The organism is Ruegeria sp. CH11, from assembly GCF_056537105.1.
Map to the genome: position 1 here is coordinate 322,738 of NZ_JBQFQX010000001.1, position 24,137 is coordinate 346,874.

The following is a 24,137-nucleotide window of genomic DNA, read 5'->3' on the forward strand; positions in this document are numbered from 1 at the left end:
AAGGCAACCTATTCACCGTCTTCGGTCTGCAATCCCTCGCCATCGCCAATCGCGGCATTGATCCGGGAAATCGCGGTATCGGTAATATCCAGCGCATCGGGGCTGAGGAAAACGTCCGACCGCTCGAGGATCACCGAGGCGCCGGTATCGCGCAATAGGTCGATTAGCACCGGCTCGACCAGATTAATGAACATCGCGCGCGACCGTTCAGAGCGCCGGGCCAGCGTGTCCAGCTTTGCGCGCTGGCTTTCGCGATGGGATTGCACCTTTTCATCAAAGGCTTCGGCCAGAGGTCGAAACGCTTCGGCGTCAAGTTCGGCGCGTTTTTCCGTCAGGTCACGCTCTTCATCGCTGAGTTCCTGGACGATGCGCTCATTTTCTTCCGCCAAAAGGGCGCTTTCGGCTTCGATTTCACGAAACACACGCTGGCCGAACTGGGATTCGGCAAACAGCCGGTCGCTGGATATCGTCAGGATCGTCGATTGCGGCACACCCAACTGTTGCGCCATTACCGGCGATGCGACCCATAACCCCAACAAAACACACAGGGCCCGGATCGGGCCCTGCATGAACAGCTTGAATCTGTTCTCCATCCGAAGATCAGAACCTGGCCTGAATGGTCAGGTCAAAGTTCTGCTCTTTGTCAAAGTCCTCTTTCTTGAGGGCCTTCGAGAAGTTGAAGCGCAGCGGTCCGAATGGCGTGGTCCACAGGACCGAGACACCCAGGACGTGCCGGATCGATCCGTCGGCCCCGACAATGTCCGCACCAGCCGTGTTCACGTTACTGATGTTGTACAGGTTTCCGACGTCATAGAACACACCGCCCCGCAGGCCGAATTCCTCGGGCAGACCCAGAGGGAAATCGGATTCGAACCGTGCCACCCAATAGTAGTTACCGCCAATCGCATCGTCCTGACCTTCTGACAGATCGCGCGGTCCCAGACCCGCAGGCTCAAAACCCCGGAAAGTGTTCGGCCCCAGAACAAAGCGGTCAATGGTGCGGCTGAAGTCGTTCCCGGTCCAGTTCAGTGCGCCAAGCTCCAGTGTCGCGCGCAGGACGACTTCTTCGTTCAGAACACGCTGCTGTGCGATGGCACGGGCGGTGGTCTTGACGAACTCGTTGTCGCCACCCAATCCGGCCGCGTCCACACCGACTTCGAACAGAACACCGGCATTCGGGTTCAACCCGCCCAGGCGGCTGTCATAGACGTAAGACACACCCAGCGTGCTGGACGTGCGCTTTCCCTGATCGATCTCTGACGAGATCACCGCACCGTTCACATCATTGTTTTGCTGGGTCATTTCGCTGCGGTCCCAACCATAGCGCAACCGCAACGAAGACAGCTCGCCAATCCGATAGCTGAGCTGCGGATTGAAGAACACGCTTTTGGTGTCATAGCTGGCAAAGCTGGAGTTTGTCGTCGTCAAACCCAGCCCCAAATCGAACTGCAATCGACGGCCCAGCAGGTATGGTTCGGTGAAATTGATCGTGTACCGTTCGGAATCCTGAGCCGTAGACAGCGACAGCCCGAGGGTTTGGCCCCGGCCAAGAAAGTTGCTTTCCTGCAGGCCGATCGCAACCCCGAAACCGTCCGAGACCGAGTAGCTACCGCCAATGTTCAGCGATCCGGTTGGCTGTTCTTCAACGTCGACATCGACGATGACCTGGCTCGGCGTCGATCCTTCGCGCGGCTCGACATCTGCCACCGCAAAGAACCCAAGCGCACGAATACGTTCGGCGCTTTGACGGATTTCGCGTGGATTGAAAGGGTCGCCCTCGACGGTGTCGAACTGACGGCGGATCACACGGTCGAGCGTGGTCGTGTTGCCTTCGATATCGATCCGTTCCACAAAAATGCGCGGCCCGCGGGTCAGTACAAACTGAACGTCCAATGTAAGATCACGGTCATTGCGCGTCACGCGTGGCTCAACGCGCAGGAAGTCGACGCCTTGCTTGAGGCCCAGACGTTCCTGACGCGCGATCGAGTTTTCGACCAGCGACGGAGAATAGGTAACGCCCGGTTTGATCTTCAGCGCCGCCTGATAGGCAGCCGGATCAACTCCCGGTATCTCGCTGACGGTCGAGATCTGTCCGAATGAGAATTTCTGCCCTTCGGTGATGTTCATCACCAGGAAGAACGCATCCCGTTCGCGCGTGAATTCGACGTTCGCGCTGTTGACGCGGAAATCGACATAGCCGCGTGACAGGTAGAAGTCGCGGATCACCTGTTTGTCGAACTCGATCCGATCGGCAATGAACGTATCACCGCGCAGGAAAGTCCGCAGGATGTTGGCCTGCTTGGTTTCCAGAACCCGGCGCAGGCGCCGGTCGGAATAGGCACGGTTGCCGACAAAGCTGACGCGCTCGATCTCAATCACCGAACCCTCGGCGACTTCGAACACCAGATCGACACGGTTGTCGCTGCGGCGGATGATGCGCGGGATAACTGTTGCGGCAACCCGTCCCTGCGCCGAATAGATATCCGCGATCAGGTCCGCATCCGTTTCCGCGACCTGCGGCGTGAAGACACGGCGCGGCTGTGACGAAATCGCCTCGAGCAGCACGTCGTCTTTGATCCGGCGGTTTCCTTCGATGCTGATCTGGTTGATCGTCGGATATTCCTCGACCGAAATCACCAGCGTAGAACCACGCGGCGTCAGATCGACTGTTTCAAAAACACCACTGTCAAGCAAACGTTGAAAACTGTCGTTCAACTGCCCGGCAGTAACCGTCTGCCCGGGTTCGATTCCCGTTCGCGCGATAATCGTCGACGTTTCGATGCGGCGATTTCCCTCAACCTCGAACGAATTAATCGTATAGGTCTGCGCCTGCGCGACCTGTGGCGCTGCCACAAAACCCACTGTTGCAAAGAGAAAAAAGAACGTTAGTGCCTGCCACAAAATATTGCCTCGCGGCTTGTCAGAGCCGCAGAATGTGCCCGTGCCCCTGCTGTCATTCATTTTTTTCACTACCCAGAATTTTCAGACTTTACGTGCTGAGTAGCGGGATTGAGGGGTCTTGTCAAAAGCGCAAAACGGCAAAGCGGCCCGATGGGCCGCTTTCATAAATCGCATCGCTGTTGTGAAGAATCACAAACCGACGAGATAGGCGCCAAGCGCCATCGCCAAAGCCGTGATGCCGAAGCTGAGCAGCATGTCCCAATTCAGAACAAAAAGCGTGCTGAAACTCTGATAGGATTTTCTAAGGGCTTTGGTCATCGCAGGCGTGTCCCGATTAAACTCGGTACACACCGTAACCCTGAATTGAGGCAATTTTGCGTCCTTGTGGTGCCGCGCCTGCCTTATTTAGCAGAACAGATCGTTGCTGAGCGCGAATATCATAAGCGACAGGATGAGCGTGATGCCAATCGCCATCAGAACCCGCAATGCTTTGTCACTGGGCGGTTTCCCGGCGACAGCCTCATAGGCATAGAACACCAGATGCCCACCATCCAGCGCCGGGATCGGGAACAGGTTAAGCAACCCGACCGCCGTGGACAGAACAGCGATGAAGAAGATAAAATTCTGAGCGCCCTGACTGGCCATCGCACCCGAGGTTTCGGCAATCCCGATCGGTCCCGATATGTTGCAGGTGCTTATCGCGCCGGTGATCATGTGCCACATGCCGGACAAAGAGCCCTCGATAATGCGAACGGTCTGGCTGACACCACCAGTCAGCGAGTCCCAGACCCCAGCAGGTTCGGTCGCCGGTTCCAACATCATCCCGCCAACAATCCCCATGCGCCAATGGGTGACAAAGCCGCCATCCGGCTTTGGTTCGTCCGTGCGGCGTGGAACCAGCGCAAACTCAAGCTCGGATCCGTCGCGCCAGACGTTCAGCAGCAGCGCACGGCCATTCGATCCCTCGACCTTTTCCTTGAGCTGCTCAAATGCAAAGATCGGGTCGCCGTCCACAGCGGTAATCACATCGCCCGATTGCAATTCGATATCCATGGCCGCGCTGCGTGGCGCGACTTGATGGATCAACGGCGGAAACAGCCAAGGCGCCTGAACGTCAAGGGTTTGGCCATCGCGAACAACCGTATAATCCAGCACCGGTTCAACCGGCAGCGCATCGGTGAAGTCGGACCAGGTGACGGCGTTGTCATAGTCTGGCGTCGGGATACCGGCCACGGCGATGATCTCATCGCCATCCTGCAAGCCCTGGATGGTCCCGGGAAGCGGCTTGAGCGTATCGACCGTCAGCGGCTCGCGCGACACGCCTTGCGACCAGAAAATCAGCCCAAACACCAGAATGGACATGATAAAGTTGAACACAGGCCCCGCTGCAACAGTGGCCGCCCGCGCCCACAACGGCGCACCGTGCATGGTGCGGCGCAATTCCTCGGGGCTTTGTTCCTGAATCTCTGCCATCGCGTCTTCGTCCTTGCCGGACGCGGCATTGGCGTCGCCCAAGAACTTGACATAGCCTCCGAACGGTAACAGGGCGATCTGCCATTTGGTCCCGTGCTTGTCCATTCGGCTCCACAACACAGGGCCGAAACCGATCGAAAACACTTCGGCATGGATGCCGGACCAACGCCCCACAATGTAGTGGCCATATTCATGCACCGCGACAATCACGGACAACGCCACAACAAAGGCCGCAATCGTGTACAGCAGCCCGCCAAACTGTGGGATCAGAGAAAAAATGTCCAAAAACTTATCCTGCTCTTTTCAGTACGGCTTCATCGACCCAATGACGTGCCAGATGGTCCGTTTGCCGGACGTTATCAAGGGTCAATTCGGCGTCAATAAGGCTATCTGTGCCTTCAAATCGCTCGAGTACCGCCGAAACGGTGTCGGCCATGTCCAGAAATCCGATCTGGCGCTGGATGAAAAGATCAAGCGCGCGTTCCTTGGCGGCGTTGAATATGGCTCCTGACAGCCCTCCGCGCGCCATAACCTCGCGCGCAAGGCGCAGCGCGGGATAGCGCGCCTCGTCAGGCGCTGCAAAACGTAATTGCCCCAAGGCGGCCAGATCCAGCCTTTGTACCGGCAATTCGCGCCGTTTCGGCCAGTGCAACGCATACCCGATCGCATGGCGCATGTCCGGCGCCCCCAGATGGGCCATAAAGGCGCCATCCCGAAAACCGACCAAGGCGTGCACGATGGATTCCGGATGAACCAAAACCTCGATCTTTTCCGGCGAGATTCCAAAATATTCTTTGGTTTCGATAACTTCTAGCGCCTTGTTGAACATGGACGCACTGTCAATCGTGATCCGCTGCCCCATATCCCAGTTCGGATGGCTCGAGGCCTGTTCGACCGTCGCCCGAGCCAGGTCTTGTAGCGGCCAGTCGCGGAAGGCACCGCCGCTGGCAGTGATGACAATCCGCTCGACCGCGGTCATGTCCTCACCAGCCAGAGCCTGAAACACCGCCGAATGCTCACTGTCCACAGGCAAAAGGCGCGCGTTGTGCGCCCGAGCGGTCTCGAGCACCAAGGGACCTGCACAGACCAGCGTCTCCTTGTTGGCCAATGCCAGTGTTGCACCCTGTTTCAACGCTTCAAGCCCGGGTGCCAACCCGGCTGATCCGACAATGGCCGACATGACCCAATCGGCGGGACGATTTGCAGCTTCGGTCAGGGCAGCCTGCCCCGCTGCAACCTCGACCCCGCTGCCGGACAGAGCATCGCGCAAGTCCTGCAACCGATCTTCATGCGCGGTGACGGCCAACTGGGCGCCAAGCTTTCGGGCATCCTCAGCCAGTTGCGCTATGTTCGAGCCGCCGGTAAGTGCGACGACGTCATACGCAGAGGCATCACGCGCAATCAGGTCGATGGTGTTCTGCCCGATTGATCCGGTTGCACCGAAAATGGAAACCTTGCGCATCACATTCCCCCTGGCGCGTAAACCAGCCCAGCGATCAGCACAAAAAACGCGGCCCCCATCATGCCGTCGAACCGATCAAGGAACCCGCCATGGCCCGGGATCAGGGACGAACTGTCCTTGACCCCCAACTTCCGCTTGGTGGCGCTTTCCACAATATCCCCTGCTTGGCTGGCCATTGACGTCACCACCGAGACAAGAACGAACAGAATTCCGAACCCGGCGTGATAGGCAAAAATCGCGCCTACCAAAGCTGCCGCTGCCCATCCTCCGGCCGTTCCGGACCAGGTTTTCTTCGGGCTGACCTTTGGCCAGAATTTAGGGCCTCCGATAGATTTTCCAACAAAATACCCGGCTACATCTGTCGCAACAACCACCGCAATCAGCCAGACCATCCAGCCAAAGCCCATACTTTCTCGGATCGTGATAAAGCCCAGCCCTGACGCGGCGATCCAGATCGCAAAGGCTGCAAACAGACCGCGATGTTGCGTAATTTGCGCCGCCCCGACCACAGCCGGAACCAACAAGATCGGCAACTTGTAACCCGACGGCAAATGGTAACTGATCACCACCGCAACGGCAGTGAGTATAGCCAATTGCAAGGCGATCCCATTGCGCTGCGGATCGACCATGCGCACCAGTTCCCAAGTCATGATGGCGCAGGCAGCCGCGACAAATGCTTCGAACCAAAGGCCGCCCAGCCAGACTTCAACTGCGCCTACGGCGACCAGAACCGCTGCCGAGAGAACCCGCGCAGTCAGATCAGACCATCGGCCATCGCTCATGCCGGAACAGCCCCAAACCGGCGATCCCGGGCACCGAAATTGCGGCACAGGCGTTCCAGTTCAGCGGCGGTGAAATCCGGCCACAACGTATCGATGAACTCGTATTCCGAATAGGCGGACTGCCACAAAAGAAAGTTCGAAATCCGCGCCTCGCCGCTGGTGCGAATGACCAGATCAGGATCGGGTAAAACGCGCGTATCGAGGTATTTTGGCAGCGTTTCCTCATCCACCTCATCGGGATGCAAATGACCCTCGGCAACGTCGCGCGCAAGACGGCGCGTGGCGCGCGCGACCTCGTCCCGACCGCCATAGTTCAGCGCAACTGTCAGGTGAACCAGATCGTTACCCTCGGTTTCCTGTTCCAGCGTGTCCATCAGCCCGGTCAGTTTGCTGTCCAGGCGCACCCGATCGCCGATGAAACGAACCCGGATGCCGTTGTCCTTCAGGGTTTGGGTTTCCTTGATTATATAGCGTTTGAACAAGCTCATCAGACCGGCGACTTCGACCTGCGTCCGTTTCCAATTTTCAGTCGAAAAAGCAAAGATCGTCAAATACTTGATCCCCAATCGCGGGCAGGCTTCGACCACCTCGCGCACCTTGCGCGCACCGGCGTGGTGGCCGAACAGCCGCGGACGTCCCCGGGCCTGTGCCCAACGGCCATTGCCATCCATGATGATGGCAACGTGCCTTGGGCCTTGCAGCGTTTCGGTATCGGGATCCTTTGGCATCAGACGCTCTCAGACCTGCATGATCTCGGCTTGTTTGGTTTCCAGCGCCTCATCCACCGATTTGATCATCTCATCCGTGAGGTCCTGAACCTCGCTCTCCCACAACTTTTGGTCGTCTTCGGACAAGCCGTCCGCCTTGCCCTTCTTGATCTGGTCCATGCCATCGCGGCGCACATTGCGGATCGAAACACGAGCGCTTTCGGCATATTGCCCGGCAACTTTTGTAAGTTCGCGGCGGCGCTCTTCGTTCAGTTCGGGAATCGGCAGCATGATGATCGTTCCGTTCAGCTGAGGGTTGATCCCCAACCCGCTTTCACGAATCGCCTTTTCGACCTTGCCGACCAAGGACTTGTCCCAGACATTTACCGTGACCATCCGCGGTTCGGGCACGTTCACCGTTCCGACCTGATTGATCGGCGTCATCGAACCATAGGCGTCAACCATGACAGGCTCGAGCATCGAGGCCGAGGCGCGCCCGGTCCGCAACGAGGCGAATTCGGTTCTGAGGTTGGCCATCGCGCCATCCATGCGGCGTTTCAGATCATCGGTGTCCAGTTCGAAATCGTCAGACATTCTGCTCACTCCCCGTCTTCAGGTGCTGTTCCGGTGGGTCATAAGCCATCGGAATTGGGTTGTATAGCAATCATGAGTGCGAATTGTGACGAAGACCAGAGGTTTGGACGTTCTTTTTTGCCCTGGTCGGCTTGGCGCGACGGCCGGACCCTGCCCGACCGTCATCCGGCATCTCAGGATCAGGCGTTCAGGTCGACCACGACCCGGCCCTTGACCTGACCCTTCAGGATATCGGCCCCCAGTTTCGGCAGATCGTCCAATGCCGCAGGCTGAATCATCGCCTCAAGCTTGTCCATGGGCAAATCGGTTGCCACCCGCTGCCAGGCGCGAACCCGGTTTTCATAGGGCTGCATGACGCTGTCGATCCCCAGAAGGTTCACGCCACGCAGCAGGAAAGGAATGACCGTCGCTGGCAAGCCTGCCCCGCCTGCCAGACCAACTGCCGAGACCGAAGCGCCGTATTTCATCTGACCCAGAACGCGGGCCAGCATCTCGCCACCAACGGCGTCGACGCATCCAGCCCATGTTTCGCTTTCCAGCGGGCGTTTGGTCGTTTCGTTCAGTTCCTCGCGCGGCACGATGGTGGTTGCACCCAGCGATTTCAGATAGTCGCCCGTTTCAGGGCGCCCGGTGACCGCTGCGACCTCGTAACCCAGATGCGCCAGAATGGCCGTTGCGACCGATCCGACACCCCCTGCGGCCCCTGTGACCAGAACCGGTCCGTGTCCAGGGGCCAATCCGTGATCTTCCAGCGTCATGACGGCCAACATGGCCGTAAAACCTGCAGTACCGACCGCCATCGCCTGTCGCGTGGTCAACCCATCCGGCAACGGCACCAGCCAATCTGCCAACGCATTGGCTTTCTGCGAATAGCCTCCCCAATGCGCCTCGCCAACGCGCCAGCCGGTCAGAACAACCTTGTCACCGGGTTTGTAGCGATCATCCGAGGATGCCTCGACCGTCCCCGCATAGTCGATCCCCGGCACATGAGGATAGCTGCGCACCAGCCCACCCCCCTTGGGCGACATGCACAGACCGTCCTTGTAGTTGACGGTTGAGTATTCAACAGCGACCGTCACCTCTCCATTTGGCAAATCGTCTGCCGACAATTCCTTGATCGCCGCATTTGCCAGACCGCTTTCCTCATCTTTCTCAACAACTAACGCCTTGAACATAATCTCGTCTCCTTAAACCGGTTTTGGTGTGTCATTTCGGGCTAGCGCCAGAATTCCTTCTGCACTTCTGCCCATCGCATGCCGTGTTCGGTGATCAATTCGATCCGTGTGCCGGGATCCCAGTAAGCGCGATCCACCATGCCGATCGCCACATTGACCCCAAACTCGGGCGAGAACACGGCCGAGGCCACCTGCCCGACCTGACCACCGCCCGCCATCAAGGGCCAGGACCCTGTGCAAGGTCCAATCTCTCCTTCGATCACCAAAGGTCGGATCTGGCGCGGTGGTCCGTTCCGGGCCTGATCGGCCAGCGCCGCCTTGCCGAAATAATCCGATGGTGAATTGCAGAACCGTGCCAGACCGCATTCATAAGGCGTGTTCTCGCGGCGCATGTCGGACCCGAAACTAAGCAATCCGCTTTCGACCCGTTCAATATTGTTGGGACAGCCGGCGCGAACATTCAGATCCGCACCATTGGCAAACAGCGTATCCCAAAGCGGCATGCCATATTCTGACCCTTCGACATAGATCTCGAAACCGCCCTGTTTCGACCAACCAGATCGCGCAACGATGAATTCTTTATCTTCAAAGCGCAACCGTTTGTAGCGAAAGAATTTAATGTCCCTCACGTCTTCGCCGAAAACCCGTGCCATAAGGTCGTCCGCCTTCGGCCCTTGGACTGCAAGCGGCGAAACATCAGGTTCAATAATTTCGACATTCAGATCCAACGCGATGGCAAGTCCCAAGGCAAATTGCCAAAGATCTCCGTCCGCAACGGACAGCCAATAATGATCATCGGCAAGTTTGATCGCCACAGGGTCGTTCAGCATTCCGCCCAGATGATCGACGACCGGGACGTAATAGCATTGATCCGCCCGCATCTTATCCATGTCACGCGGGCTGAGCATCTTCATCAGGCGCAGCGCGTCCGGCCCCTTGATCTGCACCTGTCGTTCGCAGGACACGTCCCAGACCTGAACATGTTGTTTCAGATGCGCTGCATCGGCCTGAACGCTTTCAAAGAACGTCGCCAGCAGCGTGTGGTTATAGACGGTGTAGCCGCCGACACCCGCTGCTTCGACACCCGGGGTAAACGGAGTTTTCCGCACGCGGCGGTTGGGAGTGATGACTGCCATCTCAACGTCCTTCAGGCAGATTGATCTTTTCCGGGCAATATCCCGATAACATTAGCTTATTTTGGTCCGTGCCAATTGATCGGGCAGATTTCTGCGGATTTGCCGCCAAAGTCCCAGACGCGGCCATAGTCTCGCACTTTGGACTTGGTGCCGCGCGCAACGATGATGTCCGGACCCATCCAGTATTTCGAGTTCGACACCATCACCGGGTGTTCCGGATCTTTGCCTGCCAGCATCTCGATCTCGCCCTGAATTTTCCGCCCGATGACAATCCGGCGCTTGGTGCCGTCACGTTCGATCTGCACCGGAGCACGCTCGGCCCCGATGATCTCGCTGACCAGCATGGTAAACAAACCGGTGGTGCCCCCCGCCTGACCGCTGAAGATCTGGAGCAGTCCGTTATAGGCTTTGCCGCTGGCGCGCTCGTCCACATAGGCCGCGACTTTCCACTGGCCTTCCCCCATTCGACCGGGGATATCGACCAGAAGGCCGACATTCAGGCCCGACAGGTCCTCGCCCTCGTAATGGCCTTCATCAATGATCACGCCCATCCAGGCATGGCAGTGGCCTTCGGTCGGAGGATGCGCGCCCAAGGATACCACACAGGGACAAAACACATCACAGGAACAGTTCAGGATCAGCTCACCCTTGATAGCCCAGTCCGTCGGGCTCATCTCGCGCCGCTTCGGGTTCGGCATCCGGCTGTCGATCCGCTGGCTCACCGGCAGCTTGTCGGCATCAGGTTTTCTGTTTTTTGCCATTGCGTTATCCTCCGTAAATTATGTGATGCGCTAGCAGAATTGCTCCGCCTGCGATCAATGCAAACCCCATGGGGCGCGTTACTGCGTGACCAATCTGAGGGAGTTTCTCGAGAACCATGAACAGCGTCGCCAGGCCCATCCACAGCAAGCTCATGACCCCACCGACAAATCCAAGCGCCATGAAACCCCAGCAACAGCCGACGCAAAACGCGCCCAGCCCCAGTCCCATGCGTATCCCGCCGGCAAAGCCGGTTTTCCAGTGCCCCAGGAAATAGGTCATCGGCGCGTGGCAGACCCCGTGGCAGACCTCTTTCGTGCGGCTGAACTGGAACGCGCCTACAACGATCAGCAAAGTGCCCGCCAGCCAGGGGGATTTTGCGATCCCAAGCATGTCAACCGCTCCGCCAAACAACAGTGCCAGCTGCAACCCGGTTATCGCTGCGGCAAAACCGACCCACACGACGAAATACCCCGTCAGAACGCCAACCCAGCCGGCTCGGGTTCCGTCGGCGCTGTGGATCAGGTCGTCATAGCTGCGCAACGTTGGCACCAGCGTTGGTAGCATCATCGCCGCCATCATGATCGCCCACATCCAGAACAGCGGACCGAACTCCGCCATCGGCATGTACATGTCCATCCGCGGATCCATCGCGGCCATGGCCTGGCCCATCGGCCCGGGGCGACCGATCCAATCGAGGTCCATTTCGCGGCTCATCGAGAACATGATCCACCATGCCCACAGGATCGCGGCGTAAAAACCCAGCCACACGGCACTGCGTAGAACGGCGCGACTCATGCTTTCCTCCCGACTCGGTCCTTGCTTTTCAAATGTCAGACTTTTAAATGTCAGACAAATAAAATCTGACCTGCAGGCCCGTGAATATGAAAATCGACCCCCGGAACCGCTCTGATCTGTCGGCACAGATTGCGCATGCCATCCGCGACGCGATCATTTCGGGGGATCTGATCGTGGATGAACGCCTGCCCTCCGAGGCCGAGCTTGCGGATCAGTTTCAGGTTTCGCGCCCAACCGTGCGCGAAGCGTTGAAACGCCTTGCAGCGCAATCTCTGATCCGCACGCAGCGCGGCGCCACCGGCGGTGCGTTCGTGAACCGGTTGAGTTTCGAGGACGCCTATTCCCAGCAAATCACGACGTCGACCCTGTTGTTGTCGATGAATGCCGTCAGTTTCGACACGGCTTGCGAGGCGCGCTTTGCTTTGGAACGCGCCTGTGCCGTGCTGGCCGCGCAGCGCAGGACTGCGGATCAACTGGCGACCATGCGGGCCGAGATCCACCGTCAGGCGCAGCCCGGTCTTACGGACGAGGCATTTTGCGCCTCGGACGTGAATTTTCATCGCGCTTTGGTGGACGGAGCAAGCAATCCGGTGCTGTCCTACCAGCTGGCGGGCGCCGTCGAGGCCATGCAACCGCTGATGAACATGATAACCTTCACCGCCCGCTCTCGCGAGGCGATCATAGTGCTGCATGGCAAAATCGCGGACGCGCTCGAAGCCCGCGATGCAGTTACGGTTGACGCGACTTTGGCCGAGTTAGAGACATATACGCGCCAACTGGCCGCTGATGTGGCCGAACGCCACCGCAAACCCGCCTGATACCGCAGGCATGCTGACCTTGCGCTTTGTCCCGAAACAGGCTTTGTCTGCGCAGGAAAAACCAAGGAGTTTCCGCATGCTGGACAGCGCCCGCCCGACCGAAATTCTGCGACTTGGCAAATTGCAGGATTGGCAGGCTGCCACCGCCCATGACTTCACCCGCGAACTGGCCGACGGTACGCTGCCTGCGCGTAAGATGCGATGGTATCTGCAACAGGATTACCAATTTGTTGATGGATTTGTCCGCCTGCTGGCCAGCGCCATCGCGCAGGCTCCCACATTGGCTGACAGCGTGCCCGCGGCGCAGTTTCTTGCGGTCATCACCGGCCCGGAGAACACCTATTTCCTACGCGCGATGGAGGCGATGGGCACCCAGCCAATCTCGGACCCGCCCCCCGCGACACGCGCGTTTCAGGAATTGATGGCCGAAGCCGCCGCCTCGGGCCGGTATGAGAACATGCTGGCGGTGCTGGTGGTTGCCGAATGGGTCTATCTGACATGGGCGACGCCGGTAAATCCACCTTCGCCTGACCTACCGTTCTGGTTTGCGGAATGGATCACGCTACATGCGGGCGAAGGGTTCGAGGGCGTCGTCGCATATCTGCGGGGTCAATTGGATGCGGTTTGGCCCACACTGGACCCATCCGCGCAGGCCGAAGTGACGCGCCTGTTCAATCGCGCGGTTGAACTGGAACGAGAATTCTTTGATGCGGCCTACGCCGCCTGAGCGGAGGAGCACAGATGGTATCAACGCTGAACATAATGGCTGCCGCGCTGACAATTACGTTCGGACTGTTCGGCTTTTTGGCCCCCGCTTTTACCGCACAAGCGCTGGATTTGGCCCCAACGGACAGCAATATGGGGCTGAGCGAAATGCGCGCCTCGGTCGGCGGGCTGTTCGTGGTGACTGGTCTTGCGGTACTGTGGCTGAACCATCCGATGGCATACGCAATGCTGGGTGTCGTCTACGCGGGCGCGGCGCTGGGTCGGTTTGTTTCCGTCGTTCTGGACAACCCGCCGCTGGTCAAAGCAGTGACATTTGGCGGAATCGAATTGGCACTTGCGCTTTGGCTTATTTTGGCGAACATCAACAGAGCCGCGTAAACCTTTGTTTTGAATGCAAACGTAATCCAGAAATCCCAGTTTGCATCCCGTCCCTTGCTCACCTATATAGGTAATGTCCTTCGGGACTATGGACATAAACGCGCTCGTAATAAGCGGATCGGACCCGGGGGCGGTACCCGGCGGCTCCACCAAAATCTTTCGTTTGAAGATCATGGGGCCGAAACAGGATCGACGAACGTCTAAAGGGGTTAGCTTTGTCTCGGCTGTCTGCCACCGTTACCGGCGAAAATAGTACAATTGCAAACGACAATCGTGCTCCGGTTGCAGTTGCTGCGTAAGCAGTAACAAGACCGAAACTTAAGCCCTTACGCCTAGCCGCGTAAGGCGGGGTTCGCAGGTACCTGGCAACAGAAACCTGCATTTCCAAAATTATGTCTGATGTTTTCCGCCAATTTAACGCGTGTTCAGAGTTTGTTCACGTTTGATGCGCATCCTGCCCTGACAGGACAGGAGAGTCGGGATGACTAATACAGACACACTGCGCGCGTGGTATTCGGAAGTTTGGGAAAACGGCAACACCGAAGCGATTGATCAGTTTTTTGCCCCTGACACGATGGCCGAAGGTCTTATTCCGGAGATGCAGGTCGGTGCCGATGATTTCCGTGATCTGGTGATGGCCTTCCGGCACATACTGGGTGAGATCAAGGTCGATCTGCCCAAAATCGTTGAACATGACGACTGGGTATCCGCGATCCTGCACGTGCGCACCTTTCGCGCCGATAACGGCGCCCCGCTCGAGGTCACGGGGCAGGTGATGGCGCGGTTCAAGGGCGACAAGATGGTCGAGGCGTATAATCAGTTCGACTTTATCTCGCTGTTCGAACAGCTGGGGCAGTTTCCACAGGATACTCTACCGGTCTGCATGACCGGACAACGGCTGGATTGGTCATAGCTTGAAATTTCGCAAGCTTGACCCATCCCTTGGTTCCGCGCTAGCACACCCTCATGGGGTAAGCTTGCGAACACCCCGTGAGGCGAAAGCCCAAGTTTCGCATGGATCCGAAGACACGCAGGAGACATGCCATGGCTGCGCCCAACGCTATTACACCACGACAACTCGCCCGGTTGATCGGAACACCCGACGCGCCGGTTCTGATCGATATACGGACGCCGCCGGATTTCGCAGATGATCCACGGATCATTCCGGGATCGATCCGGCATTCGCATGACGATATCGGCGGGCTTAGGGCCCTGATCGGGTCCGGGTCGGGCGTGATCATCTGCCAGAAAGGAAAGAAACTGAGCCAGGGCGTGGTGTCCTGGCTGCAGGCCGAAGGGTGCAGCGCGGAATATCTTGAGGGCGGGCATTTTGCCTGGCGTGATTCACCGGACGCTTTGCTTGCCGACCTCACCGCCCTGCCCTCGCCAGTCGATGGCGGCACGCTCTGGGTGACGCGGCATCGCCCAAAGATCGACCGCATCGCCTGTCCCTGGTTGATCCGGCGCTTCGTAGACCCAAAGGCGCGGTTTCTGTTTGTCGCGCCATCCGAAGTTCAAGGCGTGGCCGACAATTTCGGCGCTACGCCATTTGATGTGGGTGACGTGTTTTTTGGCCACCGGAACGACGGCTGCACGTTTGATACGATGCTGGACGCGTTCGACATCCGATCGAAACCACTGGACCGTATGGCCGCGATCATCCGCGCCGCAGACACCAATCAGCATGAAGATGCCGCACAGGCGGCGGGTCTTCTGGCGATTTCGGTTGGATTGTCGCGCCAGTACAAAGATGACCAGCAGCAGCTCACCGCCGGGCTGCACCTCTACGACGCGCTTTACCGCTGGGCGCGCGATGGGTTCGAGGAAAGCCATGACTGGCCAGCGGGACATGGCCAATGAGCCCATCCCTGCAAGAGCTTTGCCGCGTATTTGGACGCATCGGATTACTGTCATTTGGCGGCCCAGCAGCCCAGATTTCGCTTATGCACCAGGAACTGGTCGAGCGCAGGCCCTGGCTGGATGAACAGACCTATTTGCGGGCTCTGTCACTCTGCATGCTATTGCCGGGCCCCGAGGCGATGCAATTGGCGACCTATGCCGGATGGAGGCTCCGGGGTGTTGTCGGCGGTCTGATCGCGGGCTCTCTTTTCGTGCTGCCGGGTGCGTTCGTTATCGCGGTACTGGTCGGGCTATATGCGGCTTATGGCGAACTGCCTCTGGTTCAGGCCGGGTTTCTGGGCATCAAGGCGACGGTGATTGTCATCGTCATTCAGGCAGTGCGCAATCTGTCCCGAAAGGCGCTGACCGAGCAACGTTACCAGGTCATCGCCGGATTGGGTTTTCTAGCTATCTTTGCGCTTAACCTTCCGTTTCCTTTGATCATTCTGGCGGCGGCCACCTGGGGCTATGCGACTGCGAAAAACACGCAGGTTCCGGTACAATCCGGCTCTCCGGCTTTGGCGCGACCAGTGCGGACGGCGGCGATCTGGCTGACACTCTGGCTGGCGCCGCTTCTGGCGCTTGAACTGGCGGGGCAGACTCTTTTGGCGGATCTGGGGTGGTTCTTTGCGCGTCTTGCCGTGGTGACATTTGGCGGAGCCTATGCGGTGCTGGCCTACATGACGCAGACCGTGGTCGACACCTATCAGTGGATCAGCACCGATCAGATGATTGACGCACTGGGTCTAGCTGAGACGACACCCGGCCCATTGATCCTGGTCACACAGTTCGTTGCGATGCTGACAGGCCAGCAATCGGGCGGCACGGCGCTGGGCCTTGCCGCCGGGGCTGTTGCTCTGTGGGCAACCTTTGTTCCCTGTTTCTTGTGGATTTTTCTGGCTGGTCCTTATCTGGACAAAATCGCCGCGCGCCCGCGTCTGGCAGCGGCGATGCAGGGTATCACAGCCGCTGTGGTGGGTGTGATTCTCAACCTGTCCGTGTGGTTCGGCATGAACGTTCTTTTCGGCAACGTGAATGCCGGGGTCTGGGGTCCGGTATCCATGCCCCTGCCCGAGCTTTCGACGCTGGATGCGCGCGCGCTTGTGCTGACACTGGCCGCAAGCCTGTTGATATTCCGTCTGAAATCCGGTTTAGCGGTGACACTGATCGTGATGAGTTTGGCCGGGCTGGTGTTTGAGATTTTGTAATCAATCACCCGCATCCCAGCCTTTCGTTTCCGTTCAAATCCCTTATGCTGAGAGCCACCACTTTCGAGGATCAAACATGTCGCAAGACATCGACTATGGGAACCTGATGCACACGGCCATGCGCGGTCTGATCAAGACCGTGCTGACGGGTGTTGCCCAAAACGGCCTGCCGGGCGCGCATCATTTCTTCATCACTTTCGACACGCAGCAACAAGGCGTGGACATCGCCGATTGGCTGCGCGACCGTTACCCGGAAGAAATGACAATCGTCATGCAGCATTGGTTCGAGAACCTTGAAGTCGGTGACGAAGGATTCTCGATCACGCTGAACTTCGGCGACGCGCCGGAACCGCTGTATATTCCCTATATGGCGATCAAGACCTTCGTCGACCCGTCGGTTGAATTCGGCTTGCGCTTTGAAAGCCCCGAAGACGAGGATGAGGCGGATTTCATCCCCGAAGAAAGCATCGAGGTCGAGCCCGAGGAGGATGAACCTCATCACGACGCCGATGTGGTGTCGTTGGACAGTTTCCGCAAATAACGCAAACCCCGCCCGCTGCGGGGTTTAGTCTTTCTTCAGGAATGTCTGGACCGATCGCGATTTTTCACCGTTGCGAAAGCGCGAGAAGGACAGATTCAACCCACCCTCGGCCAGGGTCCGGTCGAATTGCTGCAATTCATACCCACCGTTTTCATCGATGAACAGCGAGAACACGGTCAACGTGTCGCCGTCGATCCGGCCCCAAACAAACGGCTCTCCGGCCATCGGATCCAACGGCACCTCATGCCCAAAGACATTGCGCTTCATCGCCGCCGAAAAGACCTCGGGCCTGGCCGAAGACTGAAAGTCGACCGAGTACTTTTCTTCCTTCACGCGACCGTCGCCTTTATAGGTGGTCGTCGACCAGCTTACATTGAACCCACCGCGGGTTTCGTGGATTGACACGCTCATATCCCGGGGCGTTTCGGTGCCGTCCGCGTCGACGACATCCGCCGATCCGGTATAGTCGCCGACAAAAGGTGCGATATCCGCTGCCTGTGCGGCCCCAACGGTGACGAGAAGACAGAAAACCAGGGCCAGCGCGGATGCGATGACATGCAAAGGGCGGTCAAAGGAGGATACGCGCATGAAAGACTCCGTCGCGGTTGCTCTCTTATCTTAACTCTAGCCCGGTCAGGCACAATGGCACTGTTTTCGCTAACGTCGATTATTTGACGCTGTCCTTCGTCTATACCTTTGACGGGTCAGAGTTTATGGTGCGCGAAAGTGGCATGTTGCTTTGTAACCGCACCGAGGTTAAACGGCATACGACTGCATACCAAACGGAGTGACCAATGTCTCAGACCCGCACCGAATCCGACAGTTTTGGCCCGCTAGAAGTCCCTGCGGACAAATACTGGGGCGCGCAGACGCAACGTTCAATCATGAACTTTCCGATCGGCTGGGAAAAACAGCCAGTGGCGATCGTTCGTGCGCTGGGTGTGATCAAGAAAGCCTGCGCCATGGAAAACAAGGCGATTGGCAAGCTGGACGCAAAAATCGCCGATGCAATCATTCAGGCGGCTGGTGAGGTCATTGACGGCAAGTTTGACGACAACTTCCCGCTGGTGGTCTGGCAGACCGGATCTGGCACACAGTCGAACATGAACTCGAATGAGGTTATCGCCAACCGCGCAATCGAGATTCTGGGTGGCGAAATCGGATCGAAAGACCCGGTTCACCCGAACGACCATTGCAATATGGGTCAGTCCTCGAATGACACTTTCCCCACCGCTATGCACATCGCAACGGCGATGAGCGTGCGGGACGTGCTGCTGCCGGGTCTCGAGAAATTCGCGAGCGCACTGGAACAGAAAGCGAAGGAATTCGAAGGCATCATCAAGATCGGCCGGACGCATACGCAGGATGCGACCCCGCTGACGCTTGAGCAGGAATTCGGCGGCTACGCACATCAGATCCGACAGGGAATCGCCCGGGTCAAGGCCTCGATGCCCGGCATCTACGAACTTGCGCAGGGCGGCACGGCCGTCGGCACGGGTCTGAACACGCATAACGGTTGGGACGAGGCCGTGGCCAAGAACATGGCCGATATCACCGACCTGCCCTTTGTGACAGCGCCCAACAAGTTCGAGGCGCTGGCCGCCCATGATGCCATGGTGTTCCTGTCCGGTGCCTTGGCGACAATTGCCGGCAGCTGCTACAAAATCGCCAATGACATCCGCCTGCTGGGTTCCGGCCCGCGTTCGGGTCTTGGAGAGTTGATCCTGCCCGAGAACGAACCGGGATCGTCGATCATGCCCGGCAAGGTCAACCCGACCCAGGCCGAGGCGCTGACCCAAGTGGCCGCACATGTGATGGGCAATGATGCCGCGATGAAATTTGCCGGTTCGCAGGGGCATTTCCAGCTGAACGTCTACAACCCGATGATGTCTTACAATCTGCTGCAATCGATCCAGCTGTTGGGCGACGCCACCGACAGCTTTACCGAACGGATGCTGCTGGGCATCAAGGCTAACGAACCACGCATCGACAAGCTGATGAAAGAATCGCTGATGCTGGTCACGGCACTGGCGCCCACCATCGGATACGACAACGCCACCAAGGTCGCCAAGACCGCCCACAAGAACGGCACGACCCTCAAGGAAGAAGCCATCGCACTTGGCTTCGTTGACGAGGAAACCTTTGACGCAGTGGTACGCCCGGAACACATGATCGGGCCCAAAGACTGATGGGTAAGCCGGTCAATCTGAACCGGTTTCGCAAAGACAAGGCGCGGGCAGAAAAAAAAGCCCGCGCCGACCAGAACGCTGTCACCTTTGGGCGCACCAAGGGCGAGAAACAAATGGCAGAGCAGCAGCAGAACAAACAGCGCCGTGATCTTGATGGTCACAAGCTTGACGAATGAGTGGCCGCCCGGTCAAACGCTCGTTGACCCTCAAAGGGCACCGGACTTCCGTCTCCCTGGAAGATGAGTTTTGGGGCGCGTTTCGCGACATCGCAAAACAAAAAGGCATCCCAATCAATGTGTTGGCAGCCGAAATCGATGTCGATCGGGACCCGGAAACAGGGCTTGCCTCTGCCATTCGGGTGTTCATTCTCAACTGGTATCGAGAACGCTGAACGCCTCTTGCGTCGTCGGGCGTCTGACGGTTAATCTGACCGGAACAAAAGAGGTACACGCATGACCGATACCGTTCTCGGACCAGATGGCAAGCCACGCTGCGCCTGGTGCCGATCCGCGCCTGAGTTCTTTGAATATCACGACAATGAATGGGGTTATCCCGTTTCGGACGATCAGAGATTGTTTGAAAAACTGTGCCTTGAAAGCTTTCAGTCAGGGCTAAGCTGGCGCACTATTCTGTCCAAGCGCGAGAATTTTCGGAAGGCATTCTGCCAGTTTGACCATAACAAGGTCGCGGCATTTACCGAGGCCGATGTCGAACGGCTTTTGCAGGATGCAGGTATCGTCCGTCATCGTGGAAAAATCGAAGCCGTCATAAACAATGCACGCCGAATGCAGGAACTTGTGCACTCCGAAGGATCTCTGGGCGCATTTGTCTGGCGATATGAGGCCGAGACCGCGCCGGAGCCACAAACCGTATCGACTTCACCCGAGTCGGTGGTCCTGTCGAAAGAGTTAAAGAAACGTGGCTGGAAATTCGTCGGGCCGACAACGGTTTTTGCGTTCATGCAAGCCATGGGTCTGGTCAACGACCACGCCCATGGCTGCACCATGCGTGAAAAAGCGACGCAACTGCGCCGCTCGTTCATCAAGCCGACTTAGGCTCAGACAGAGGCCTGATGGATTTTGTTGATATTGCCGCCTAGGGCTGCATTGAACTCGGCATCCGATTGCTGTTTCGACAACCCTTCGGTCAGCGCCCGCGAGAACGATGCAATCATTTTGCCGTTCTGCCCAAGCAGATCACAGGCTTCTTCGGTGGAATAGCCACCCGACAGGGCCACAACCCGCATCACGCGCGGATGATCGGCAACTTCGTCGTACAGGTTGGCCTGGCTGGGGATGGTCAGCTTCAGCATAACTTCCTGCCCTTCTGCCAACTGATCCAGGTTTTTCAGAAGTTCGGTCTTCAGAATATCCTCGGCCTCGGCCTTGGTTTCGGAATGAATGTTGACCTCGGGCTCGACAATCGGAACCATGCCTGCGTCGGTTACTTCGCGGGCCACGTCGAATTGTTGCGCCACGACTGCTGCGATCCCTTCGGCGTTGGCCTCATGAATGACCGAGCGTTCCTTGGTGCCAAACACGCCATCAGCTTTCGACAGAGTTTCGGCCAGTCCGGGGATCGGTTTCATCACCTGTACGCCATTAGCGGTGTCTTCCAGCCCTTTGTCGATCTTCAGAAACGGAACGATGCCCTTAACCGACCACAGGTAGTCCGCGACTTTGCGACCCTCGATCTCTTCGGACAGAGTGCGTTCGAACAGGATCGCACCGATCACTTTGTCCTTTGTGAAGTCATCTGCCAGAATGATACGGGCGCGCATTTGCTGGATCTCACCGAACATCTCTTCGTCTGATCCATATTGCGAAGCATCAACCCCATACAAAGCCAAAGCCTTGGGCGTCGACCCGCCGCTTTGATCCAGCGCTGCGATAAATCCTGCGCCATTCGTCATCTGCGCGCGTTGTTCTGCATTGGACATGAGTCAATCCCGTTCAAAAAATGATTCCGCTTTCCCACCCGAATACAGCAAGGCTTTCGAGGATGGTAGATTGTTAGCGCCCACTGTGGCGCAACCAAATCCCATCCTTTGCGCGGACGGTCAGATGCGCGACCGGTACCGGGGTCTGACCCGGTATTGTTTCGAAGCGGAAGCGGCGCAACAGCTGCGACAGAATCAGCGGCCCCTCGACCATGGCAAATCCGGCACCTGTGCACACGCGGGAACCGGCCGAGAACGGCATATAGGCCGACCTCTGGCACGCCCTGCCGTTTTCGGTCTGCCAGCGCGCGGGGTCAAATTCGTCCGGGCGGTCCCACAGACGCTCGTGCCGGTGCAGGTGCCAGGGGCTGAGCACAATCTGTGCCCCCTTTCCGATAGCCCGACCACGGAAGGTCTCGGGGCAGGTCGTTTCGCGCACCATCATCGGCACCGGAGGGTACAGCCGCAACGCCTCGCGAAACACATCGCGGCAGATTTGGAGTTGCGACAGCGAGGCGAAATCCGGTGTGCCCACCGCCTGCGCCTCGGCCGCCGCCTTGTCCTGCCATTCAGGGTAGAGCGCCAGCAGGTACAGCGACCAGGCCAGCGCTGAGGCGCTGGTTTCATGCCCTGCCAAAAAGAAGATCGCCACCTGATCTATCATCTCGTCGGTGTCAAAACAGCGTTCGGTCTCTGGGTCGGGTGTTGTCATGATCTTGGTCGCCAGATCGTCGGGGGCCTGTCCAGCCGCAATCAAATCAGCCCTGTCCCGGGTCAGACGCCCGATTAGATCGCGAATATCACGCGCTGTTTCGCGGGTTTTCCGAGAATGAAGCCGGGGTACCCACTGCGGCAATGGCAAAAAGGCCGCGAGGTTCAGCAATGGTTGTTCACGTTGGTAGGCCTTGAACTTATCAAAGACCTGCGCGGCGATTTCATGTTCGATTGGGACCGAGAACAAGGTCCGAAAGATCACGTCGGCCGCGACGTGGCTGGTGACCTCCTCGACCTCAATCTCAGCAGCGCTGTTTTGCCCCAAACGCGCGACGCATTGATCAGCCGCCGCCACCATGGCGGGGAATGTATCTTTCAGGCGTCCGCCCGCAAAGGCCGGGTCGATGATACGCCGCTGCCGTTTCCACTGCGCACCATTGGTCAGGAACACCGAATTTCCCAACAGAGGGCGCAACCCTTCGCTGATCCGATTGGATTTTGGAAAGGCGTCCGGGCGTTGTTTCAGCACCACATCTATCAACTCGGGCTGGTTGATCATGTAGGACCGAAAGAACGGCGTGCGAAATTCGGCCATCCAGGCGCGGTACAGGCGTTGCGGCTGGGCCGACAGCAGATCTTGTCGGAACAGCTTGGCATATCTCAGCAACGACACCTTATCAGCGCGCGGCGTTGGTTTGGGCGGCTTCATACCTGCACCGACCTGTATTTGGACACCGCATGCGTGATCCGCGAGCGCGAGGGCGCGCGCCCTTCAAAACGCCGACCCAGAGTCAGCGGCCCTGCAGTGATCCGGAAATAGTCATAATCTCCGGGTTGATCGAACGCGCAAAGATATTGAAAATGCAGCCGAAAGAACCGCCAGCGAAGTGTGTTCCATCGCTCTGTCGACAAGGTCTGGGTGAAGGCTGCGGACAGGATCAAAGGCCATTTCTGATCCGGACCGGCCACGCCGCTGACCCCGACCGGATCGCACAGGGCAAAGGTGCAACCGTCACCGGGCGCGGAAACGTCCACCCAGGTCAGGTCAGGGTTAATCGAGAGATCGCGAAGGTCGCACCGCAGTCGGTCTGCCTTTGGCAGGAATGACACCATTGGCACGACCTGCCCCAACGACAAAAATGATAACGCGGGTCTGTGACCGGAAACCGCGCCTCGGCGCAAAACATCCGCAAGGACCATGACCCCCAGATGTGCGCCCGAGCTGTGGCCGACGACCAGCACCTCGTCCACATCCGTAGCTAGCGCCTGTTCGATACGGTCTGCAAACTGCTTCAGGCGTTCGTTGAGTTCCTCTGAAATAGCGCCATATAGATGTGCAGAATGCGCGTAGTCCAACATCAGGTAATAAGCATAGAGCCGGTTATCGAAACGGCGAAACCCAACCAACAAACCATAAGCGGTCAGCGCCCCCGGCACAAAAGCCAGTGCCCCAAGGAGAGGTGTCAGTGACGCAGTCGCCACCCACAGAACCAACACCGCCGCCAACAGTTGCAACAGCAGCATCGCGACCGGGTATAGCGCCGCGATAACGGGTCCTTTGCGCAGGCGCACCAAACGGCTGAGCGTTCCGGTCGATCCGTAGATCCACGCGGTTCGAGCCAATTGCCAAAAGGTCGCCGGGATAGATTGCGCCATGCTGTCCCGCACGATATCCGACCAGGCCAGAACCTCGAATTCCGTCTGGATTTCAGTATCTTCCTGCAAGGACGTGACATGCCAACCATAAGGCCCCGGCCCGGTCCGGCCCGCAACACTGACGGAATAGCCTGAAATTTCGGCCTGAGCGCGGCCCTCGCTGCGATAGAGCTCGCGATAGCGACGCGGCGGAAACGGGTCGAAGCCGGGAATATAGAAAACCCGGCGTTTGAAAATCTGCGGATGGCGTTTCTGACTGCTCATGCCCTAGCCTTTGTCCCG

The 24,137-nt window shown here is 58.1% G+C and carries 27 protein-coding genes and 1 other RNA gene; 12 read left to right on the forward strand and 16 right to left on the reverse strand.

Features of this window, described 5'->3' with window-relative positions; all coding sequences use genetic code 11:
* Nucleotides 1–8: 8 nt before the first annotated feature.
* From ACR0LX_RS01625 to ACR0LX_RS01680, 12 genes are all read right to left on the reverse strand, one after another.
* Nucleotides 9–593, reverse strand: a complete 585-nt coding sequence (locus ACR0LX_RS01625) for an OmpH/Skp family outer membrane protein (RefSeq protein ID WP_480782301.1) — start codon at nucleotides 591–593, stop codon at nucleotides 9–11.
* A gap of 7 nt (nucleotides 594–600) precedes the next feature.
* On the reverse strand, nucleotides 601–2,961 hold the full coding sequence (bamA, locus tag ACR0LX_RS01630; RefSeq protein ID WP_480569600.1) for an outer membrane protein assembly factor BamA: 2,361 nt from the start codon (nucleotides 2,959–2,961) through the stop codon (nucleotides 601–603).
* A 129-nt stretch (nucleotides 2,962–3,090) separates the two neighbouring features.
* Nucleotides 3,091–3,219, reverse strand: coding sequence for a hypothetical protein (locus ACR0LX_RS01635; protein WP_480569597.1), 129 nt, complete (start codon nucleotides 3,217–3,219; stop codon nucleotides 3,091–3,093).
* 87 nt (nucleotides 3,220–3,306) lie between these two features.
* Complete coding sequence (rseP, locus tag ACR0LX_RS01640) at nucleotides 3,307–4,659, reverse strand: RIP metalloprotease RseP (protein ID WP_480782302.1); 1,353 nt, start codon at nucleotides 4,657–4,659, stop codon at nucleotides 3,307–3,309.
* Nucleotides 4,660–4,663: 4 nt separating this feature from the next.
* Nucleotides 4,664–5,836, reverse strand: coding sequence for a 1-deoxy-D-xylulose-5-phosphate reductoisomerase (gene dxr / locus ACR0LX_RS01645; protein WP_480782303.1), 1,173 nt, complete (start codon nucleotides 5,834–5,836; stop codon nucleotides 4,664–4,666).
* Complete coding sequence (locus ACR0LX_RS01650; protein ID WP_480569588.1) at nucleotides 5,836–6,618, reverse strand: phosphatidate cytidylyltransferase; 783 nt, start codon at nucleotides 6,616–6,618, stop codon at nucleotides 5,836–5,838. The genes dxr and ACR0LX_RS01650 overlap by 1 nt, the downstream gene beginning before the upstream one ends.
* Nucleotides 6,615–7,346 carry a polyprenyl diphosphate synthase gene (gene uppS, locus ACR0LX_RS01655; RefSeq protein ID WP_480569585.1) on the reverse strand — a complete coding sequence of 244 codons (732 nt, stop codon included), beginning with the start codon at nucleotides 7,344–7,346 and terminating at the stop codon, nucleotides 6,615–6,617. The genes ACR0LX_RS01650 and uppS overlap by 4 nt, the downstream gene beginning before the upstream one ends.
* Nucleotides 7,347–7,355: 9 nt before the next feature.
* Complete coding sequence (gene frr / locus ACR0LX_RS01660) at nucleotides 7,356–7,919, reverse strand: ribosome recycling factor (RefSeq protein ID WP_480569582.1); 564 nt, start codon at nucleotides 7,917–7,919, stop codon at nucleotides 7,356–7,358.
* Between the two features lie 179 nt (nucleotides 7,920–8,098).
* The gene (acuI, locus tag ACR0LX_RS01665) at nucleotides 8,099–9,094 is read right to left on the reverse strand and encodes an acryloyl-CoA reductase (protein WP_480782304.1); all 996 of its coding nucleotides are present in this window, start codon (nucleotides 9,092–9,094) and stop codon (nucleotides 8,099–8,101) included.
* A gap of 41 nt (nucleotides 9,095–9,135) precedes the next feature.
* Nucleotides 9,136–10,230, reverse strand: a complete 1,095-nt coding sequence (locus ACR0LX_RS01670; protein WP_480782305.1) for a dimethylsulfoniopropionate demethylase — start codon at nucleotides 10,228–10,230, stop codon at nucleotides 9,136–9,138.
* 56 nt (nucleotides 10,231–10,286) lie between these two features.
* Nucleotides 10,287–10,991: a DUF1326 domain-containing protein gene (locus tag ACR0LX_RS01675; RefSeq protein ID WP_480569573.1), complete on the reverse strand. Its 705-nt coding sequence runs from the start codon at nucleotides 10,989–10,991 to the stop codon at nucleotides 10,287–10,289.
* A 4-nt stretch (nucleotides 10,992–10,995) separates the two neighbouring features.
* On the reverse strand, nucleotides 10,996–11,787 hold the full coding sequence (locus ACR0LX_RS01680; RefSeq protein WP_480782306.1) for a DUF2182 domain-containing protein: 792 nt from the start codon (nucleotides 11,785–11,787) through the stop codon (nucleotides 10,996–10,998).
* Between the two features lie 86 nt (nucleotides 11,788–11,873).
* Here ACR0LX_RS01680 and ACR0LX_RS01685 point away from each other — a divergent pair, with 86 nt between their 5' ends.
* The 8 genes from ACR0LX_RS01685 to ACR0LX_RS01720 all read left to right on the forward strand — a co-directional run bounded on the left by ACR0LX_RS01685 (nucleotide 11,874) and on the right by ACR0LX_RS01720 (nucleotide 17,357).
* A complete protein-coding gene (locus ACR0LX_RS01685) occupies nucleotides 11,874–12,605 on the forward strand; it encodes a FadR/GntR family transcriptional regulator (RefSeq protein ID WP_480782307.1) in 732 nt (243 codons plus the stop codon).
* A gap of 76 nt (nucleotides 12,606–12,681) precedes the next feature.
* Complete coding sequence (locus ACR0LX_RS01690) at nucleotides 12,682–13,332, forward strand: TenA family protein (RefSeq protein WP_480782308.1); 651 nt, start codon at nucleotides 12,682–12,684, stop codon at nucleotides 13,330–13,332.
* Between the two features lie 14 nt (nucleotides 13,333–13,346).
* Complete coding sequence (locus ACR0LX_RS01695) at nucleotides 13,347–13,709, forward strand: DUF4345 family protein (RefSeq protein ID WP_480782309.1); 363 nt, start codon at nucleotides 13,347–13,349, stop codon at nucleotides 13,707–13,709.
* 36 nt (nucleotides 13,710–13,745) lie between these two features.
* Nucleotides 13,746–14,092, forward strand: a transfer-messenger RNA (tmRNA) gene (gene ssrA, locus ACR0LX_RS01700).
* A 98-nt stretch (nucleotides 14,093–14,190) separates the two neighbouring features.
* Nucleotides 14,191–14,622 (forward strand): ester cyclase, encoded by a 432-nt coding sequence (locus ACR0LX_RS01705; protein WP_480569560.1) that lies wholly within the window; start codon nucleotides 14,191–14,193, stop codon nucleotides 14,620–14,622.
* Between the two features lie 131 nt (nucleotides 14,623–14,753).
* Nucleotides 14,754–15,569 (forward strand): chromate resistance protein ChrB domain-containing protein, encoded by an 816-nt coding sequence (locus ACR0LX_RS01710; protein WP_480782310.1) that lies wholly within the window; start codon nucleotides 14,754–14,756, stop codon nucleotides 15,567–15,569.
* Nucleotides 15,566–16,816: a chromate efflux transporter gene (gene chrA, locus ACR0LX_RS01715; protein ID WP_480782311.1), complete on the forward strand. Its 1,251-nt coding sequence runs from the start codon at nucleotides 15,566–15,568 to the stop codon at nucleotides 16,814–16,816. The genes ACR0LX_RS01710 and chrA overlap by 4 nt, the downstream gene beginning before the upstream one ends.
* Before the next feature lie 76 nt (nucleotides 16,817–16,892).
* The gene (locus ACR0LX_RS01720; RefSeq protein WP_480569551.1) at nucleotides 16,893–17,357 is read left to right on the forward strand and encodes an SspB family protein; all 465 of its coding nucleotides are present in this window, start codon (nucleotides 16,893–16,895) and stop codon (nucleotides 17,355–17,357) included.
* Nucleotides 17,358–17,381: 24 nt separating this feature from the next.
* Here ACR0LX_RS01720 and ACR0LX_RS01725 read toward each other — a convergent pair whose 3' ends face one another.
* Nucleotides 17,382–17,945 carry a hypothetical protein gene (locus tag ACR0LX_RS01725; RefSeq protein WP_480782312.1) on the reverse strand — a complete coding sequence of 188 codons (564 nt, stop codon included), beginning with the start codon at nucleotides 17,943–17,945 and terminating at the stop codon, nucleotides 17,382–17,384.
* 206 nt (nucleotides 17,946–18,151) lie between these two features.
* On the opposite strand from ACR0LX_RS01725, the gene fumC reads away from it, so the two are divergent.
* The 4 genes from fumC to ACR0LX_RS01745 all read left to right on the forward strand — a co-directional run bounded on the left by fumC (nucleotide 18,152) and on the right by ACR0LX_RS01745 (nucleotide 20,601).
* Nucleotides 18,152–19,546 carry a class II fumarate hydratase gene (fumC, locus tag ACR0LX_RS01730; RefSeq protein ID WP_480782313.1) on the forward strand — a complete coding sequence of 465 codons (1,395 nt, stop codon included), beginning with the start codon at nucleotides 18,152–18,154 and terminating at the stop codon, nucleotides 19,544–19,546.
* Nucleotides 19,546–19,722, forward strand: coding sequence for a DUF4169 family protein (locus ACR0LX_RS01735; RefSeq protein WP_480569542.1), 177 nt, complete (start codon nucleotides 19,546–19,548; stop codon nucleotides 19,720–19,722). Before fumC ends, ACR0LX_RS01735 begins: the two co-directional genes overlap by 1 nt.
* On the forward strand, nucleotides 19,719–19,937 hold the full coding sequence (locus ACR0LX_RS01740) for a ribbon-helix-helix domain-containing protein (protein ID WP_480569539.1): 219 nt from the start codon (nucleotides 19,719–19,721) through the stop codon (nucleotides 19,935–19,937). Before ACR0LX_RS01735 ends, ACR0LX_RS01740 begins: the two co-directional genes overlap by 4 nt.
* A gap of 61 nt (nucleotides 19,938–19,998) precedes the next feature.
* Nucleotides 19,999–20,601: a DNA-3-methyladenine glycosylase I gene (locus tag ACR0LX_RS01745; RefSeq protein WP_480782314.1), complete on the forward strand. Its 603-nt coding sequence runs from the start codon at nucleotides 19,999–20,001 to the stop codon at nucleotides 20,599–20,601.
* Between the two features lie 2 nt (nucleotides 20,602–20,603).
* Here ACR0LX_RS01745 and ACR0LX_RS01750 read toward each other — a convergent pair whose 3' ends face one another.
* The 3 genes from ACR0LX_RS01750 to ACR0LX_RS01760 all read right to left on the reverse strand — a co-directional run bounded on the left by ACR0LX_RS01750 (nucleotide 20,604) and on the right by ACR0LX_RS01760 (nucleotide 24,119).
* Complete coding sequence (locus ACR0LX_RS01750; protein ID WP_480782315.1) at nucleotides 20,604–21,485, reverse strand: fructose bisphosphate aldolase; 882 nt, start codon at nucleotides 21,483–21,485, stop codon at nucleotides 20,604–20,606.
* Between the two features lie 73 nt (nucleotides 21,486–21,558).
* Nucleotides 21,559–22,908, reverse strand: coding sequence for a cytochrome P450 (locus ACR0LX_RS01755; protein ID WP_480782316.1), 1,350 nt, complete (start codon nucleotides 22,906–22,908; stop codon nucleotides 21,559–21,561).
* Nucleotides 22,905–24,119 carry a hypothetical protein gene (locus ACR0LX_RS01760; RefSeq protein ID WP_480782317.1) on the reverse strand — a complete coding sequence of 405 codons (1,215 nt, stop codon included), beginning with the start codon at nucleotides 24,117–24,119 and terminating at the stop codon, nucleotides 22,905–22,907. Before ACR0LX_RS01760 ends, ACR0LX_RS01755 begins: the two co-directional genes overlap by 4 nt.
* Nucleotides 24,120–24,137: the final 18 nt, after the last annotated feature.